This window comes from Modestobacter sp. VKM Ac-2979 (assembly GCF_026967995.1).
Lineage (GTDB): Bacteria > Actinomycetota > Actinomycetes > Mycobacteriales > Geodermatophilaceae > Modestobacter.
Map to the genome: position 1 here is coordinate 309,882 of NZ_JAPVBO010000005.1, position 16,248 is coordinate 326,129.

Below are 16,248 nucleotides of genomic sequence, written 5' to 3' on the forward strand. Positions count from 1 at the left end.
TCGAGTCGACGGCGACGCGGTCTCGACCGCGGGCGCGGACGAGGGCACCACTCTCGCAGTGGTGATCACCCGCGCGCGAGAGGTCCCCAGGTGACGATCAGGTCTCGCCCGGAGGTGGCCGCCTCAGTGGCCCGTGAGGTCGCCGATCACCTGGGTGAGCACCTTGGCCGCCCGCTCCACGCCGTCCCGGTCGACGTCCAGGTGGGTGACCAGCCGGACCCGCCGGGCGCTGACCTGGCCGACCAGCACCCCCTGGGCCTTGGCCGCCTCGGCGACGGCCGGGGCCGGCACGTCGTCGACGACCACCATGTTCGTCTCCACCGTCGTGGGGTCGACGCCGAGGCGCTCGGCGAGCAGCCGCGCGTACTCGTGGTCGGTGGCCAGCCGGTCGAGGTGGTGGTCCAGCGCGTACTGGGCGGCGGCGGCGAGCACCCCGACCTGGCGCATGCCGCCACCGAGCCGCTTGCGCCACAGCCGGGCTGCCGCGATCCGCTCCGCGTTCGCGACGAGCACCGAACCGATCGGCGCACCGAGCCCCTTGGACAGGCACACCGACGCGGTGTCGGCCAGCCGCCCGTAGGTGGCCAGCGGGACGCCGGAGGCCACGGACGCGTTGAACACGCGGGCGCCGTCCAGGTGCACGTTCACCCCGGCGGTGCGGGACCACTCGAACAGCCGCTCCAGCTCGGCGAGGGGCTGCACCAGCCCGCCACCGCGGTTGTGCGTGTTCTCCACGGCGATCGCCGCGGTCGCGGTGAGGTGCCAGTCGCCGTGCGGCCGTACCTGGGCGATCAGCTGGTCGGCCGACAGTCGGCCCCCCTCGGAGACCACCGTGCGGGAGGAGAGCCCGAAGAGGGCCGCGGCCGCACCCATCTCGTAGGTGAGCACGTGCGCGTCGGCGTCCCCGAGCACCTCCTGGCCGGGCTCGCAGACCAGCCGCAGCCCGATCTGGTTGCCCATCGTCCCGGACGGCACGAAGAGCGCGGCCTCGTGGCCGAACAGCGCGGCGACCCGCTCCTCCAGCGCGTTGACCGTGGGGTCCTCGCGGTAGACGTCGTCGCCGACCTCGGCCTCGGCCATGGCCCGGCGCATCGCCGGGGTGGGTCGGGTGAGCGTGTCCGAACGCAGGTCGACGGCGTCGCCGCGGGTGGCCGGGCCGTCGGTGTCGATGCCGTACATCAGCCGCGCAGCATCTCGGTGACGAGGAAGGCCAGTTCCAGCGACTGGCCGGTGTTCAGCCGGGGGTCGCACGCCGTCTCGTACCGGCTGTTCAGGTCGGCGTCGCTGATCTCCATGGCCCCGCCCAGGCACTCGGTGACGTCCTCACCGGTGAGCTCCACGTGGATGCCGCCGGGCCAGGTGCCCAGCCCCCGGTGCACGTCGAAGAAGCCGAGCACCTCGTCGACCACCCGGTCGAAGTGCCGGGTCTTGTAGCCGCTGGGCGACTCGTGGGTGTTGCCGTGCATCGGGTCGCACTGCCACACCACCTGGTGGCCGCTGGCGGTGACCTTCTCCACGATGCCGGGCAGGACGTCGCGGATCTTGCCGTTGCCCATCCGGCTGATCAGCGTGAGCCGGCCGGGGACGCCGTCGGGGTCCAGCCGCTCGACCAGCTCGGTCGCCTGCTCCGGCGTGGTGCCCGGACCGATCTTCACGCCGATCGGGTTGGCCAGCCTGGAGACGAACTCGATGTGCGCACCGTCCATCTGCCGGGTGCGCTCTCCCACCCAGACGAAGTGCGCGCTCAGCGCGTACGGGCGGCCCTCGTACATCCGGGTCAGCGCGCGCTCGTAGTCCAGGATCAGCGCCTCGTGGCTGCTGTAGAGCTCCACCCCGCGCAGCGCCGCGTCGTCGATGCCACAGGCCTTCATGAACGCCAGCGCCCGGTCGATCTCCTGGGCGACGACCTCGTAGCGCACCCCGGCCGGCGAGCTGGCGACGAAGTCCTTGTTCCAGTCGTGCACGGCGTGCAGGTCAGCCAGCCCGCCGCGGGCGTAGGCGCGGATCATGTTCATCGCCGCCGCCGAGTTCGCGTAGGCGCGCACCAGCCGGCCGGGGTCGGGGATCCGCTCCTCCAGCACCGGGTTCAGCGAGTTGACCATGTCGCCGCGGTAGGACGGCAGCCCGAGGGCGTCGGTGTTGGACGAGCGCGGCTTGGCGTACTGGCCGGCCACCCGGCCGACCTTGACCACCGGCACGCTCGCCCCGTAGGTGAGGACGACGGCCATCTGCAGCAGCGTGCGGGTGGTCGCCTGCAGGTGCGGCTCGGTGTTCAGGTCGAAGGTCTCGGCACAGTCGCCGCCCTGCAGCAGGAACGCCTTGCCCTGGGCGACGTCGGCAAGCTGCTGGCGCAGGGTGTCGACCTCGGCCGGCGCCACGATGGGCGGCACGCTGGACAGGGTCGACAGCACGGCGTCGACGGCGGCCCGGTCGGGCCACTCCGGCTGCTGGGCGGCGGGCAGCCCCCGCCACCGGTCCAGGTCCGGCAGGAGCTCGGCGGGTTCAGGGAGGCTCACCCCTTGAGCGTACGGCGCACCGCAGCCCTGCCGAGAACTCCTGTCCGGCTGGTGGGACGCCCGCGGACGCCGCCGGTACCGAAGATCCACTCGGCTGCCGATGACCTTGTTCGAGGCGGGGATCTCTCCCGTCCGGGGAAGCGGGCCAGGGAGCACACGTGCGCAGGGGAATCAGGACGAAGGTGGTGGCACTGGCTGTGGCCAGCGTCACCGTGACCGCGGGGGCCATGCTGGGGGTGAGCGCCTGGCAGAGCGGCGAGTTCGCCGACGACGCCACGGCCGACGTCCAGCAGATGGTCCAGCACAGCATCGAGCAGACCGCCGACGGCGTGTACGACGTCGTCTCCAGCCAGGGCGACTCGATCGCCGCGGCCGTCGACAACGACCTGGAGGTGGCCGGCTACGTGCTGGAGCAGGCCGGCGGCTTCGGACTCGGTTCGGCCACCCGCAACACCGTCGCCTGGGACGCCAAGAACCAGGTGACCGGCGAGGTCGTCCCCGTCGCGCTTCCCCGCGTCGAGGTCGGCGGCACGTGGCTGGGCAAGAACGCCGACGTCGCGGCGCCCACCCCCGTCGTGGACCAGGTGCAGGAACTGGTCGGCGGCACCGCGACGGTCTTCCAGCGGATGAACCCCGCCGGGGACATGCTCCGCGTCGCGACGAACGTGGTCAGCGCCACCGGCTCCCGGGCGATCGGCACCTACATCCCCGCGACCGGCGCGGGCGGCGCGCCCAGCCCCGTCGTCTCCACCGTGCTGAACGGCCAGACCTACCGCGGGACGGCGTTCGTCGTCGACTCCTGGTACGTCACCGCCTACGAGCCGCTGTTCGACGCAGGCGGACAGGTCATCGGCATGCTCTACGTGGGTGTGAAGCAGGAGAACCTGCCCGCGCTGCGGGAGAGCCTGCAGACCACCGCTGCCGGCGAGAACGGCACGGTCTGGGCCCTCGGTGGCACCGGCGACCGGGCCGGCACGGTGCTGATCAGCAAGGACGGGCAGGCCGAGGGCACCTCCCTGCTGGAGGCGCAGGACGCCGACGGCAAGCCCTGGATCCAGGAGGTGGTGGCGGCCGCCGTCGGCCTGGAGCCGGGTGAGCAGGCGACCGTCCGGTACCGCGACGCCGCGACCGGGACGCACACGGTGCAGGTCGGCTACTACGCGCCCTGGGACTGGGTGCTGGTGGTCGACGCGCAGGACAGCGACTTCGCAGCCGCCGTCCAGGGCCTGGAGGACGGCCGCTCGTCCATGCTCAGTGCGCTGGTCGTCTCCGCCGTGCTGGTCGGGCTCGCCGGTCTGGCGCTCGCCTGGTGGCTGGGCCGGCGGCTGACCGCACCGTTGGAGGCCCTGCGGCAGCGGATGGCCGAGATCGCGGACGGTGAGGGCGACCTGACCCAGCGGGTCGACGACTCCGCACAGGACGAGGTGGGCGAGCTCGCCGGCGCCTTCAACCGGTTCGTCGACAAGGTGGCCGGCACGATCCGCGACATCGGCTCCGCCGCCGGTTCGCTCGCGGCCTCGGCCTCCGGCGTGGCCCGGGTGGCCGACGGGCTGAGTGAGCGGGCCGCCCGCAGCCGGGACCAGGCACGGCACGCCCACCAGGCGGCGTCCGACATCAGCTCCGGGGTCACCTCCGCAGCGGCCGGCGCCGAGCAGATGGGGTCGGCGATCCGGGAGATCGCCCGCAGCGCCAGCGACGCCAGCAACGTCGGGCAGGGTGCGGTCGAGCTGGCCGCCCGTACCGAGACGGCGATCGCGGCGCTGGGCACCAGCTCGCGGGAGATCAGCGACGTGGTCAAGGTCATCTCGGCGGTCGCCGAGCAGACCAACCTCCTGGCGCTCAACGCCACGATCGAGGCGGCCCGCGCGGGTGAGGCCGGCAAGGGCTTCGCCGTCGTCGCCACCGAGGTCAAGGAGCTGGCCCAGGAGTCCTCGCGGGCCAGCGAGGAGATCCACAAGCGGGTGCAGTCGATCCAGGCCGACACCAGCGCCGCGGTCGGTTCGATCAGTCAGATCGTCGCGGTCATCCGGGAGATGAACGACCACCAGACCACCATCGCCAGCGCGGTGGAGGAGCAGACGGCGGTCACCAACGAGCTGTCCCGCAGCGTCAGCTCGGTGGCCGACGGAGCCACGTCGGTGACCGACACGATGAACGACGTGACCACCGACGCCGACCGCACCGCGGCCGACGTCGACTCCGCCCGGAGCGCCGCCCGGGAGCTGGACCAGCTCTCCGGGGAGCTGGCCCGGTTGATCAACGTCTTCACGGTCTGAGTCGGAGGGCCGCCGGCAGCGACCTGCTGCCGGCGGCCCTCAGCCGGCCGGGCCCCGCTGCCGGCGCACGTCCGTCCCGGGGTCGGCCGGTCCGCCGTCCTCCAGCCACCGGGCCACGGCCTCGGGGTCCCGGCGGACCAGCTCGTCCAGGACGAGCCCGCGGACCCGCACCAGGGCTGCCCGCTCCTGCGGGTCGGTCGCCACCTGCAGCGGTGCCACGGTGGCCCGCCACTCGCGGATCAGCGCCTCGGTGGGCAGCACGCTGACGAAGTCGCGCAACGCCGCCACCCGCCGCGGGTCCGACAGCGGGAGCGGCGCCGAGTCGCACTCGGCGATCCAGGACGCGACCACGGTCGCCGCCATCAGGACCATGCCGATCACCAGCCAGGCGCCCGACGGCCCCAGGAGGCCGACACCGCTGGCGAACGGCACGGTCAGCACCGCACCGGCGAAGGCCGCCAGCACGACCCGCCGCGCGCGCGGCTGCGCCGGGAAGCCGGGGTTGGCCAGGCCGGCGACGACGGCGGCGAAGGCGCCGACCAGCGGCGCCAGCAGCAGCATCCGCGGCACCGGGGTCACCAGTGCCCCGGGCAGCGCGATCCCCACGTACAGGACGACGAGCACCAGTCGCAACACCCGGATGCCCCCGGTCGAGCTGGCGCCGTTGCCTCCGGTGGAAGTGGACACGGCCGCCTCCTCGGGGCCACGGGCGGGGCCGACCATGGACACTCGCCGTCCGCTGACGGTGGCCCGTCCCGCGGGCGGCCGCACCGCCATGACCGGGCACCGTCGCGCCGCCGCCGGTTGCCGGGTCCCGGCAACCGCCGGGGCCTCAGTCGACGACCAGCCGGCACCGGGGCCAGCCGAGCATCCGGGCCCCGGTCACGGCGACCAGCAGCGGCAGGTGGTCGGCCGGGTCGGTGGCGTCGTGTCCGGTGAGGGCGTGCACGCGCTCGATCCGGTAGCTGACCGCCCGCACGCTCAGGTGGAGGGTGCGGGCGGTCGCCGCGGTGTTCCCGCCGGTGGCGAAGTAGGCGGCCAGCGTGCGCACCAGCGGCTCGGCCCCGCCCCGGGCGTCCACCAGCGGGCCGAGCACGGTCTGCACCAGGTCGGCCATCGCCGTCTCGTCGCGCAGCAGCACCCGGTAGACCAGCAGGTCACGGGCGTGGACGACGGGCTGCGGCAGCTCCAGCCGGGCCGCCAGGTCCAGGGCGTCGAGGGCCTCCCGGTAGGAGTGGAGCACCCCGCGCGGCCCGGCGTGCGGGCGCCCGACCCCCACCCGCCACGACGAGCGGTGGGTCAGCCGTGCGACGGCCCGGCCCACCACCTCGGCCAGCTCCTGCGGGCCGATCCCGCCACCGCCGCCGCCGTCGGCGGCGGACGAGGAGAGCATGCACAGCAGCCGCCCGTCCTTGGCGGCGACCAGCAGGCCCCGGCCGTCCGTGCGGGCGCGGACCGCCGCCTCGACCGCACCGGCCACGTGCATGCCCGAGTCGATCGGCCGGTCGGTCCCGGCCACGGTGACCACGTGCGTCGCGGTGAGCGACAGGCCGAACGGCTCGGCCCGCTCGACCAGTGACCCGACGTCGGACCGGCCGCTGAACAGGTCGTCGACGAACTCCCGCCGGTAGGCCTCCTCTCGGCGCACCACCTCGTGCTGGGCGTCCAGGTGGCCGGTGGCCAGGGCGGCCAGCGCGGTGTCCGCGGCCCGCCAGACGACCTCGCCGATGCCCACCAGCTCCGCGGGCCGGACCGGCCGGGACCGCACCCGGCCCAGCAGGTCGGGCAGTTCGGGCCACAGTCGCCGGGACGCCGTCATGTAGAGGTCGACCAGCGCCGGCAACGACACCCCGGCCCGCGCGGCCTCCCCACCCAGCCGACGGCAGGACTCCTCCTCGGCGAGGCCGAGGCGGCGCCCGGTGCGCGCCACGGCCAGCACCGCCGGCAGGTAGCCGTCCAGCAGCCCCACCGGTGCACCGTGCTCACCGGCCGCCGCCCGCGCGATCCGGGTCAGCGCCTCCTCCGGCGTCGCAGCTGCGTCCACCCGGTCAGTGTCGTGCCCCGCGCAGGTCAGCGGGGCGCCGGACGACCTCCGGCCGCCTCGATCACCTGCCAGCGGGTCAGGTTGTAGCGCGCGTCGACCAGCGCGTCGTGCGTCCCCGCGGGCTTGGGCGGGAGGTCGGGCCGCCCAGCGTCGTCCCAGCGCTGGCGCAGCTCACGGGTGAAGCGCGGGATCGGCCGCGGCAGCGCCGGCATGGCACCCCACAGCTGGGCCAGGGCCACGTGGTCGTAGGCGGCGAACCAGGCCCACAGCTCGATCTCCTCCCCGGGTGCGGTGAGGAAGGACAGCAGGTCCGCCCGGATCCGTTCCCGGCTGCGCCAGGCCCTGTCCGCCGGCGAGGGCAGCTGGTCCAGGACGTTGCGGCGCACCCACGGGATCGCCCTGTCCGGGTCGAACTCGGTGCTGACGGCGTAGAACTCCCGGCCGGTCTCGTCGACCACGCCGATCGACACCAGGTCGATGGTGGTGCCGTCCTCGATGAACTCGGTGTCGTAGAAGTACCGCCGCACGCTCACCGGCACACCGTAGGCGGTGCCGATCACGGACACCTCGCCCTCGTGGCGGAGGGCCGGTTGGCCCGCTCGGCCGCCGCTGATCAGCCGGCCACCGCCGCGATCGCCTCCACCTCGACCAGTTGGTCGGGGTACCCCAGGACGGCCACCCCGAGCAGGGTGCTCGGCGCGTCGTGCGCGCCGAAGCCCGCCCGTACGACATTCCAGGCGGTGACCAGGTCACGCCGGTCGGCAGCAGCCACGTAGACCGTCGTCTTGACCACGTCGGAGAGGCCGGCACCGGCGGCTTCGAGCGCGACGACCAGGTTGTGCACCACCTGAGCGGCCTGACCTGCCACATCGCCGACTGCGACGATGCGCCCGTCGCCGTCGAGCGGGCAGGCGCCGGCGGTGAAGACCGTTCGGCCGGGCCCGACCACCGCCGCGTAGGCGTAGGGCGCCGAGGCCGTCAGGCCGGCCGGCCGGATGAACTCGATGGCATCGGACACCCGGCCATTCTCACCGCCCGCCGCCGCGACGGCGTCGGCTCAGACCGGGGTGACCGGGGCCGCGGCCTCGTCCCCGCGTACCGCCACGGCAGCGCGCTGCCGGCGGCGGTCCAGCCAGGTCATGACCGGCGTCGCGGCCACCCCGTGCACGACCACCGACACCAGGACGACGAGGACGGTCACCCGCCACAGCTGCTCGGCACCGGCGAACTCGGCCTGGCTCAGGCCGTAGGCGAGGTAGTAGAGCGACCCGATGCCACGGACCCCGAAGAAGGAGATGGCGCTGCGCTCCCACCGGCCGGTGTGCCCGCGGAGCAGCCCCACCCAGCCCGCCAGCGGCCGCACCAGCAGCACCAGGACGACGGCCAGCCCCACCTCGGCTCCGCTCAGGTCGGCCAGCGCACCCCGGGCGACCGCGCCGCCCAGGAGCACGAGGACGACGACGGTCAGCAGCCGTTCGAGCTGCTCGACGTAGGTGTGCAGCACCTGGTGCCGCCCGTGTGCCCGCTCCGCGGACCGGATCGTGCAGGCGCAGACGAACACGGCGACGAAGCCGTAGCCCTCGATGAGCTCGGCGACCCCGTAGGCGAGGAAGACGGTGGCGAGCGCGACGAAGCCCTCGGCCCGCTCGGCGAGGCCGGCCCGCTGCGGCCGCTCCGAGAAGAACAGCGCGCACAGTGCCCGGCCCACTCCGATGCCCACGGCGACACCTGCGGCGATCCGCCAGCCGACGTCGAGCAGGAGCCACTCCCCCAGCCAGTTCGACGGCGCCGCCCCCAGGGTGGCCATGGCGACCGCGGCGTAGGTGAACGGGAAGGCCAGCCCGTCGTTGAGGCCGGCTTCCGACGTCAGCGCGAAGCGCGCCTCGTCCTCGCTCTCCGCCTCACCGGTCGGCTCGTCCACCTGGACCTCCGTGGCCAGCACCGGGTCGGTGGGGGCCAGGGCAGCGGCGAGCAGCACCGCAGCGGCCGCCCCCAGCCCGAGCAGCCAGCCGCCGAGCAGTGCCGTGGCCACGACGGTCAGCGGCATGGTGATGCCGAGCAGCCGCCAGGTGGTCGACCAGCGCTTCCAGCCCAGGGGTCGGTCCAGTGCCAGCCCGGCGCCCAGCAGCGAGACGATGACGCAGGCCTCGGTCAGGTGGACGGCGATGGTCTCGTGCGCCAGCGGGTCAGGGGTGGGCAGTCCGTCGACGGTGGCGAAGGCGGCGATGCCGATGGTCACCACCACCATCGGCATCGAGATGGGCAGCCGACGGAGCAGCCGGGGCAGCAGAGCGGTCAGCAGGGCCGCGGCGCCGGCGACGAGGTAGACCAGACCGGTGGGGTCCATCCCCGATCAGCGGGCGGCCGGGCGCCGTCGCGCCGGGGCACCGTTCCTGGAGTGCATCTGTTGGGGGTGCCCAGGTCGACGTCCGGCGACACCACCGGCGCTGCGGAGCACTGCTCCACAGGCGCGCCTCTCGCCCGAGGTTCGGGCGGAGGTGCTCAGCCGGCCAGTGAGCTCGGCAACCGGTCGGCGGCCTCGTGCGGCGGTGGCTGCAGCCGGGACACGGCCTCGGTCGCGGTGACGCCGGTGGTGTCCATCGACTTCTTCACCTTCGAGCCGTAGAGGTCGACGTACTCCTGGCCGGAGAGCTCCATGATCTCGTACATGATCTCGTCGGTGATCGACCGTTCGACGAAGCGGTCGCCGGAGAGCCCGTCGTAGCGGGAGAAGTCCAGCGGCTCCCCGAACCGGACGACCACCCGCAGCAGGTGCTTGCTGAGCCGGCGGCCGAGCTTGCCGGGCAACGGCACCTTGCGCGGCTCGTACACCATCGCGACCGGGACGACGGGCGCGCCGGTCTCCAGGGTCATCCGGGCGATGCCGGTCTTCCCGCGGAACAGCCGACCGTCGGGCGACCGGGTGCCCTCGGGGTAGATGCCCAGCAGCCTGCCCTGGGTGAGGATGCGGATGCCGGTGCGGATCGCGTCCTCGGCCGCGGAGGCGTTGGTGCGGTCGATCGGCACCTGCCCGCTGCCGCCGAAGAAGAGACGCTGGGCGGCCCCCTTGGGCCCGCTGCCGGTGAAGTACTCCGCCTTGGCCAGGAAGGTGACCCGCCGACGCAGCGACAGCGGCATGAAGATCCAGTCCGCCGCCGACAGGTGGTTGCTGGCGATGATCGCCGCACCGGTCGACGGGACGTGCTCCATGCCCTCGGCTCGGGGCCGGAACACGAGCCTGACGATCGGCCCGAGGGCCACGAACTTGAGGAACCAGTAGAACAACGCGCCTCCCTCAGCGACTGTCAGACTAAGGAGGCGCACAACAACCCGACAATCGCAGCCGACGCCGCACGGCCAGACAGCTCCGGAGGACCGATGCCGCAGGCCGCACCGCAGGCCGGGTCGCTGATGCCCGGCGCCGCCCCGTTCGACCTGCCGGGCGGGCCGGTCGGGGTGCTGCTGTGCCACGGGTTCACCAGCACCCCGCAGAGCCTGCGGGACTGGGGCGAGCACCTGGCCGCCGCCGGCCTCACCGTGCGCTGCCCGCTGCTGCCCGGCCACGGCACCCGCTGGCAGGACGCGAACGCCAGCACCGAGGAGGACTGGTACCGCGAGCTGTCCGCGGCGCTGGACGACCTGCGTGGCCGGTGCAGCTCGGTGGTGGTGGCCGGGCTGTCGATGGGCGGCACCCTGGCGCTGCGGCTGGCCCAGCGGCGTCCGGACGACGTCGCCGCCTTGGTGCTGGTCAACCCCTCGCTGCTCACCGAACGACGCGATGCCCGGCTGCTGCCGGTGCTGGCGCGGCTCACCCCGGCCTGGGCGCCGGTCGCCAACGACATCAAGAAGCCGGGGCCGGTGGAGCTGGCCTACCCGCGGCTGCCCACCCGGGCCGCGCTGGCCCTCCGCCGGCTGTGGGCCGCCGTCCGCGCCGACCTGGGCTCCGTACGGGCCCCGCTGCTGGTGTTCCGCAGCGTCACCGACCACGTCGTGGAGCCCGCCTCGACCCGGGTGCTGCTGGCCGGCGTCGGCAGCACCGACACCACCGAGGTGCTGCTGCACGAGAGCTACCACGTGGCCACCCTGGACAACGACGCACCGATGGTCTTCGCCCGGTCGGTGGAGTGGATCCAGGAGCGCGTCCCCGCGGCCCGGGCGAGCAGCTCGTGACGCTCCCCCGCGGTCCGGGCCGCGGCCGCGGCCGCCGCGACAACGGGCTGGACGCCACGCTGTGGCACCCGTTGCGCGACGTCGACCCGCGGGTGGGCGAGCACCTGCTCGACCTGCTGGCCACCGCCGGGATCGCCGCCTACCTCGAGCCGGCCACCGACGTGCAGCCCTACACCCGCAGCGTCTCCTTCCCCAGTCCGCCGTCGGACCGGTTGTTCGTCGACCGCGCCCAGCGCGCCGAGGCCGCCGCCGTCGTGGAACGGCACACCGACGAGCCGACCACTTCCCGGCCCGTGCCGCCGCGGTCGGACCGGGTCACCGACGAGGACGCCGAGTTCGCCCGGATCGTCGCAGCCTTCGAGGCCGAGCACGGCCGCAACGTGGTGGCCGCCGAACCGCGGGACGACCCGCCCCCGCCGCCGGCCGAGCGAACGGTGCTGGACGCCTTCGACGACCACTACGAGCCGCCCCCTCCCCCGCCGCTGCCGGTGCTGGCCCCGGCCTCCCTCTACGCGCTGCTGCTCATCGGCCTCGGCGCCGTGCTGCTCATCGCCCCGACCCGGGTCGGCCTGTCCATCGACCTCGGCCTGGTGCTCGGGGTGGCCGCGGTGGTGGGCGGCGTCAGCGTGCTGGTGTCCCGGATGCGGGACCGCGACTCGGACGACGGTGACAACGGCGCCGTCGTCTGAAGAAACACCCCGTGCCCCCCACCCCTCGCAGGCTCGGGGCGGGACCCTGCACGGGGCCGAGTGGCGCAGGGGGGCGGCTAGCCTCCGCAGGATGAGCTCCTCGCCGCAGTCCGCCGTCGTCACCCTGACCGGTCACCTGATGGACACCGGCATCCTCGCCCGAGTGCTCGACGACGTCCTCGAGTACGGCGGTGACTACCGGATCGACAGCCTGGACCTGGGCCGTCAGCACCAGGACGAGTCCCGGGCGCTGGTCGAGGTCAGCGCGACCGAGCCCGAACTGCTGGACCGGATCCTGATGCGGGTGCAGGTGCACGGGGCCAACGCCGTCGACCCGGGGACGGCGACGACCCGGCCCGCGCCCTCTGACGGCGTCTTCCCGGAGGACTTCTACTCGACCACCAACCTGGAGACCCTGGTCCGGCTGGACCGGGAGTGGCTGCGGGTCCAGCGCCCGGAGATGGACTGCGGCCTGGTGGTGACCGATGGTCCGGTCGTGCGCACCGTCCCGGTCAGCGACGTGCGGGCCGGGGACGCCGTGGTCTGCGGCGCCCACGGCGTGCGGGTGGAGCTCCCCCCGCAGGCACCTCGCGGCGACGAGGACGACTTCGGCTTCATGTCCTCCTCGGTCTCCAGCGAGAAGCCCCAGGCGCTCCTGGTGCGCCAGATCGCCGAGCGGATGCGGGAGGTCAAGGCCACCGGGAAGCGGGTGCTGTGGGTCGGCGGCCCGGCCGTGGTCCACACCGGTGCCGCGCCGGCGATGGTCCGGCTGGTCCAGGCCGGCTACGTCGACGTGCTCTTCGCCGGGAACGCGCTCGCGACCCACGACATCGAGTCCTCGCTCTTCGGCACCTCCCTCGGGGTCGACCTGGCCAAGGGCTCGGGTGTGCCGCACGGCCACGAGCACCACATCCGGGCGATCAACACCATCCGGGCAGCCGGGTCGATCGCCGCGGCAGTGGAGACCGGCGTCCTCACCGGCGGGGTCATGCACGCGATGGTGCAGGCCGGCAAGCCGTTCGTGCTGGTCGGCTCGGTGCGCGACGACGGTCCGCTGCCCGACGTGATCACCGACGTGATCGACGGTCAGCGGGCGATGCGCGCCGAGCTGCCCGACGTCGGCTTCGCGATCATGGTGGCCACGATGCTGCACTCGATCGCCACCGGGAACATCCTCCCGGCCTCGGTGCCGCTCGTCTGCGTGGACATCAACCCGGCGACGGTGACCAAGCTGGCCGACCGGGGCAGCGCCCAGGCGATGGGCATCGTCACCGACATCGGCCTGTTCCTCGAGCAGCTGGCCCGCGAGCTCGCCCCGGAGTGAGGCACCCGGAGTGAAGCACCTGGCCTCCCTGCAGGGGCCCGACGCGAGCCTGCGAGCGGTGGGGGGCAGGGAGGCCCTTCGTCAGCCGTCGCCGTCGGCCACCGCACGGCGCACCAGGTCGGCGGCGCCGACCAGCCCGGCCTGCGCACCCAGCTCGGCGGCGACCACGCGCGGCCCGGGCCGGAACCCACGACCGGGCAGCGCCCGCTCCAGGCGTTCCCGGGCCGGCGCCAGCACCGTCTCGCCGAGCACGCTCACCCCGCCGCCGATCACCACCACGTCCGGGTCGAGGATCGCCGAGAGGTCGGCGATCCCCTGCCCCAGCCAGGTGCCGACCTCGCACAGCAGCTCGATGGCCAGCGGGTCGCCGTCGGCCGCGGCCCGGGCAACGACCTCCCCGGTGAGCCGCGCGGCGTTGCCGTCCACCCGGTCGAGCAGGTCGGCCGCGGCCGCCGGGGAGTGGTCGGCGACTTCGCGGGCGGTGTGGCCCAGCGCGTTCCCGCTGGCGTACTGCTCCCAGCACCCGCGGTTGCCGCAGGCACACAGCCGGCCGTCGGGCACCACGCGCATGTGGCCCCACTCGCCGGCCACGCCGTGCGAGCCCCGTTGCAGCCGGCCGTCGATGACGATGCCGCCGCCGATCCCGGTGCCCAGGGTGATCATCAGCATCAGGCTGCTGCCGCGGGCCGCGCCGTAGCGGTACTCCGCCCAGGCGGCCGCGTCGGCGTCGTTGCCCACCCAGAGCGGACGCTGCAGCCGGCCGGCGAGGTCCTTGCGCAGCGCCTGGTGGCGCCAGGCCAGGTGCGGGCTGAAGAGCACGGTGTCCCCGGTGCGGTCGAACCAGCCGGCCGCGCCGACGCCGACGCCGACCAGCGGGCCGCCGTGCCGCTGGGCGAGCTCGTCGACCACGGCCGAGATGGCGTCCTCGGTGGCGGAGACCGACTTGCCCGGGGTGGCCCGACGGGCGGTGTCCAGGATGGTGCCGTCGGGGGCGACGACGCCGCCGGCGACCTTGGTGCCGCCGATGTCGATGCCCAGCGCAGGCAACTGGGCGGCCCGGCTGGTCGCGGTCGGGCTGTGGCCCTGGGAGTCGAGGCCCTGGGAGTCGAGGCCCTGCGGGTCGGGGACGGTCATGCCACGTCGATCCGCTGGACGGGGGCGGGGGCCGGGTGCGTCACGGTCTCCTCGGGAGGGGCTGGCGCGTCCGCGGTGCGGACGTCGGGGGCAGGGGTCTCGGGCGCGGCGACGCTGCCGTCCGGGTCGGTGCGGGGCGAGTCGGCCGGCTGCGTGCCGCCGTCCGGGGCGCCGGCCGGGGCGCGGAGTGCGGTGGCGGCGCTGGCCAGCACGTCGGCCAACGCCTCGACCAGGTCCGGACGGCGTCCGCGCAGCGCCGCCAGGCCCACGCACACCGGGCACCAGCGGCAGTCGTCCGCCGGCTGCGGCCCCGTCGCCGCACCGTCGTCCTCGGGCGGGGAAGGGGCGTCGGGCCGTGCTGCGGGCGCGCCCAGCAGGTCGCCCAGGACGTCGGTCAGCCGCGTTCCCGCCGCGTGCTCGGCGGCCAGTCCCGCCGCCAGCCGACGGGCCTGCTCGACCCAGTCGGGGCCGGGTCCGGTCATGCCCCGCCTCCCGCGGCCGGCGCACCCGCCGTGGCGCCGGCGGCCAGCAGCCCGGCCGGCCACTGGTCCGGGTCGGGGACGAAGCGCACCTCCAGCACCGCCCGGGCGGTGCCCGGATCGGTCAGCGCCCCGCCGGAGACCGTGCACCGGCGGAGCAGTGCGTCCAGCGCGAGGGACCGGCGCACCCCGCCCGCGGTGACCACGAGGTCGTCGGCCCAGCGGGTCAGCTCGACCTCGCCGCGGCGGGTGAAGGGCAGCGGCACGTCGAGCAGCCACTCGCCGCCCGCCCGGCGGGGCACGGCCCGGGTGAGCGGCTGCACCGCGGTCTCCGGCACGGCGGCGCCCAGCGCGAGGAGGTCGGCGACACTGGCGGGCGGGACCGCAGCCTCGGCCACCTCCCGCACCGGGTCCAGGAGCGCGCGCACCGAGTGGACCGCCTGCTCCTGCACCGCGGCCCGCTGCTGCCACCACTCCCCCGAGCCTCCCGGGAGCAGCCGGGAGACGGTGACCGAGGCGATCCGCTGACCGTGGACGCCCAGTGCGGTGGCCGCGTGCCGCAGGTGCTCGGCCGCCGCTGCGTCGGGGCGCAGCACCAGGTGGACGGCGGTGCGGGCGGGGTCGGCCAGCGCCACCGCGTCCAGCAGTTCCTCCGTCGCCGCGGCGCCGGCGAGCAGCCCGGCGGTGACCCCGGCGCGGCCCGGGGTGGCGGCCGCACGCAGCGTGGCGAGCACCCGGAGCCGGGTCGGCGCGGCCTGCGCCAGCCACCACCGCAGCGCCCCGGGGAGGCCGAGCAGCGCCGTCGCCGTCGCCGTCGGGCCCGGGTCCAGCACGACGACGTCAGTGTCCCCGTCGCGGAGGTGCCCGACCAGGGCGGTGAGCAGCGCGAACTCGGCGACGCCGGGGAGCGGGACGACCGAGGAGGCCGGCGGCACGGTGAGCAACGGCAGTGCGTCGGCCAGCTGACCGGCGTGCCGGTCCCACAGCTCCTCCAGCGCGGGCTGCGGCGCGACGACGTCGACGGTCACCCGGTCGGTCAGGTCGGTGATCCCGGCCGGCTGGCCGGTGAGCAGCACGCACCGGGAACCGGCTCCGGCCAGCCGCGCGGCGGTGGCTGCGGCGACGGTGGAGCTGCCGGCGCCACCGGGGCCGGTCACGAGGAGGACCTGCACGGCGCGCATCAGCCCTCGACGCGCTTCTTGAGCTCCTTGAGCGCGGTGTCGAGGATGACCTTCTCGGCCTTGCGCTTGATCATCCCGAGCATCGGGATCGACAGGTCGATCGTGATCGAGTACGTGACGGTGGTGCGGCCACCGGACTCGGCCAGGGAGTAGGAGCCGTCCTGCTGCTTCTGCATCTGGCCCTGCACCAGCGTCCAGTCGACCCGACGGTCGTCATCCCAGGTGTAGGCCAGGACGTAGTCGTCCTGGACCGCACCGGCGTCGAGCACGAAGTGGACCCGGCGGGCGCGCCCGTCCGCCCCGGTCTCGAGCACCTCCACCTGCTTGGCTGCCGACACCCACGACGGGTAGGCCGGGAAGTCGGCGATCACGGCCATGACCTCGGCCGCAGGCGCGTCGATGACGATCGACTGGGTGGACTGGTCAGCCATGGGG

General features: G+C 74.5%; 16 protein-coding genes. 4 read left to right on the top strand and 12 right to left on the bottom strand.

Annotated features, from left to right (window positions below; translation table 11 throughout):
* Positions 1-123 precede the first annotated feature (123 nt).
* Positions 124-1,179 (bottom strand): threonine aldolase family protein, encoded by a 1,056-nt coding sequence (locus O2W15_RS16305; RefSeq protein WP_269180132.1) that lies wholly within the window; start codon positions 1,177-1,179, stop codon positions 124-126.
* Positions 1,179-2,516 (bottom strand): class II 3-deoxy-7-phosphoheptulonate synthase, encoded by a 1,338-nt coding sequence (locus O2W15_RS16310; RefSeq protein ID WP_269180133.1) that lies wholly within the window; start codon positions 2,514-2,516, stop codon positions 1,179-1,181. Before O2W15_RS16310 ends, O2W15_RS16305 begins: the two co-directional genes overlap by 1 nt.
* 185 nt (positions 2,517-2,701) lie before the next feature.
* Here O2W15_RS16310 and O2W15_RS16315 point away from each other — a divergent pair, with 185 nt between their 5' ends.
* The gene (locus O2W15_RS16315) at positions 2,702-4,792 is read left to right on the top strand and encodes a methyl-accepting chemotaxis protein (protein ID WP_269180134.1); all 2,091 of its coding nucleotides are present in this window, start codon (positions 2,702-2,704) and stop codon (positions 4,790-4,792) included.
* A gap of 39 nt (positions 4,793-4,831) precedes the next feature.
* Here O2W15_RS16315 and O2W15_RS16320 read toward each other — a convergent pair whose 3' ends face one another.
* The 6 genes from O2W15_RS16320 to O2W15_RS16345 all read right to left on the bottom strand — a co-directional run bounded on the left by O2W15_RS16320 (position 4,832) and on the right by O2W15_RS16345 (position 10,121).
* Positions 4,832-5,479 (bottom strand): hypothetical protein, encoded by a 648-nt coding sequence (locus tag O2W15_RS16320; RefSeq protein ID WP_269180135.1) that lies wholly within the window; start codon positions 5,477-5,479, stop codon positions 4,832-4,834.
* A 145-nt stretch (positions 5,480-5,624) separates the two neighbouring features.
* Complete coding sequence (locus O2W15_RS16325) at positions 5,625-6,836, bottom strand: PucR family transcriptional regulator (RefSeq protein ID WP_269180136.1); 1,212 nt, start codon at positions 6,834-6,836, stop codon at positions 5,625-5,627.
* 26 nt (positions 6,837-6,862) lie between these two features.
* Positions 6,863-7,369, bottom strand: coding sequence for a polyadenylate-specific 3'-exoribonuclease AS (locus tag O2W15_RS16330; RefSeq protein WP_269180137.1), 507 nt, complete (start codon positions 7,367-7,369; stop codon positions 6,863-6,865).
* A gap of 80 nt (positions 7,370-7,449) precedes the next feature.
* Positions 7,450-7,854: a RidA family protein gene (locus O2W15_RS16335; protein ID WP_269180138.1), complete on the bottom strand. Its 405-nt coding sequence runs from the start codon at positions 7,852-7,854 to the stop codon at positions 7,450-7,452.
* 39 nt (positions 7,855-7,893) lie between these two features.
* The gene (locus O2W15_RS16340; RefSeq protein WP_269180139.1) at positions 7,894-9,183 is read right to left on the bottom strand and encodes a cation:proton antiporter domain-containing protein; all 1,290 of its coding nucleotides are present in this window, start codon (positions 9,181-9,183) and stop codon (positions 7,894-7,896) included.
* 155 nt (positions 9,184-9,338) lie between these two features.
* Entirely contained in the window at positions 9,339-10,121 is a 783-nt protein-coding gene (locus O2W15_RS16345) for a lysophospholipid acyltransferase family protein (protein WP_269180140.1), read from the bottom strand.
* 93 nt (positions 10,122-10,214) lie between these two features.
* Between O2W15_RS16345 and O2W15_RS16350 the strand changes: the two genes are divergently transcribed.
* The 3 genes from O2W15_RS16350 (at position 10,215) to O2W15_RS16360 (ending at position 13,019) form a co-directional block, all read left to right on the top strand.
* The gene (locus O2W15_RS16350; protein ID WP_269180141.1) at positions 10,215-11,006 is read left to right on the top strand and encodes an alpha/beta hydrolase; all 792 of its coding nucleotides are present in this window, start codon (positions 10,215-10,217) and stop codon (positions 11,004-11,006) included.
* Positions 11,003-11,695 carry a hypothetical protein gene (locus O2W15_RS16355; RefSeq protein WP_269162141.1) on the top strand — a complete coding sequence of 231 codons (693 nt, stop codon included), beginning with the start codon at positions 11,003-11,005 and terminating at the stop codon, positions 11,693-11,695. Before O2W15_RS16350 ends, O2W15_RS16355 begins: the two co-directional genes overlap by 4 nt.
* Positions 11,696-11,786: 91 nt before the next feature.
* Positions 11,787-13,019, top strand: coding sequence for an ornithine cyclodeaminase (locus O2W15_RS16360; RefSeq protein ID WP_269180142.1), 1,233 nt, complete (start codon positions 11,787-11,789; stop codon positions 13,017-13,019).
* 81 nt (positions 13,020-13,100) lie between these two features.
* On the opposite strand, the gene O2W15_RS16365 is transcribed toward O2W15_RS16360, so the two are convergent.
* The 4 genes from O2W15_RS16365 to O2W15_RS16380 are packed head-to-tail and all read right to left on the bottom strand — an operon-like array spanning position 13,101 to position 16,244.
* Positions 13,101-14,153: an ROK family protein gene (locus O2W15_RS16365; RefSeq protein WP_269180143.1), complete on the bottom strand. Its 1,053-nt coding sequence runs from the start codon at positions 14,151-14,153 to the stop codon at positions 13,101-13,103.
* Positions 14,150-14,635, bottom strand: a complete 486-nt coding sequence (locus O2W15_RS16370) for a hypothetical protein (RefSeq protein ID WP_269180144.1) — start codon at positions 14,633-14,635, stop codon at positions 14,150-14,152. The genes O2W15_RS16365 and O2W15_RS16370 overlap by 4 nt, the downstream gene beginning before the upstream one ends.
* The gene (locus O2W15_RS16375; RefSeq protein ID WP_269180145.1) at positions 14,632-15,813 is read right to left on the bottom strand and encodes an ArsA family ATPase; all 1,182 of its coding nucleotides are present in this window, start codon (positions 15,811-15,813) and stop codon (positions 14,632-14,634) included. The genes O2W15_RS16370 and O2W15_RS16375 overlap by 4 nt, the downstream gene beginning before the upstream one ends.
* Positions 15,813-16,244, bottom strand: a complete 432-nt coding sequence (locus O2W15_RS16380; RefSeq protein ID WP_269166653.1) for an SRPBCC family protein — start codon at positions 16,242-16,244, stop codon at positions 15,813-15,815. Before O2W15_RS16380 ends, O2W15_RS16375 begins: the two co-directional genes overlap by 1 nt.
* Positions 16,245-16,248 lie beyond the last annotated feature (4 nt).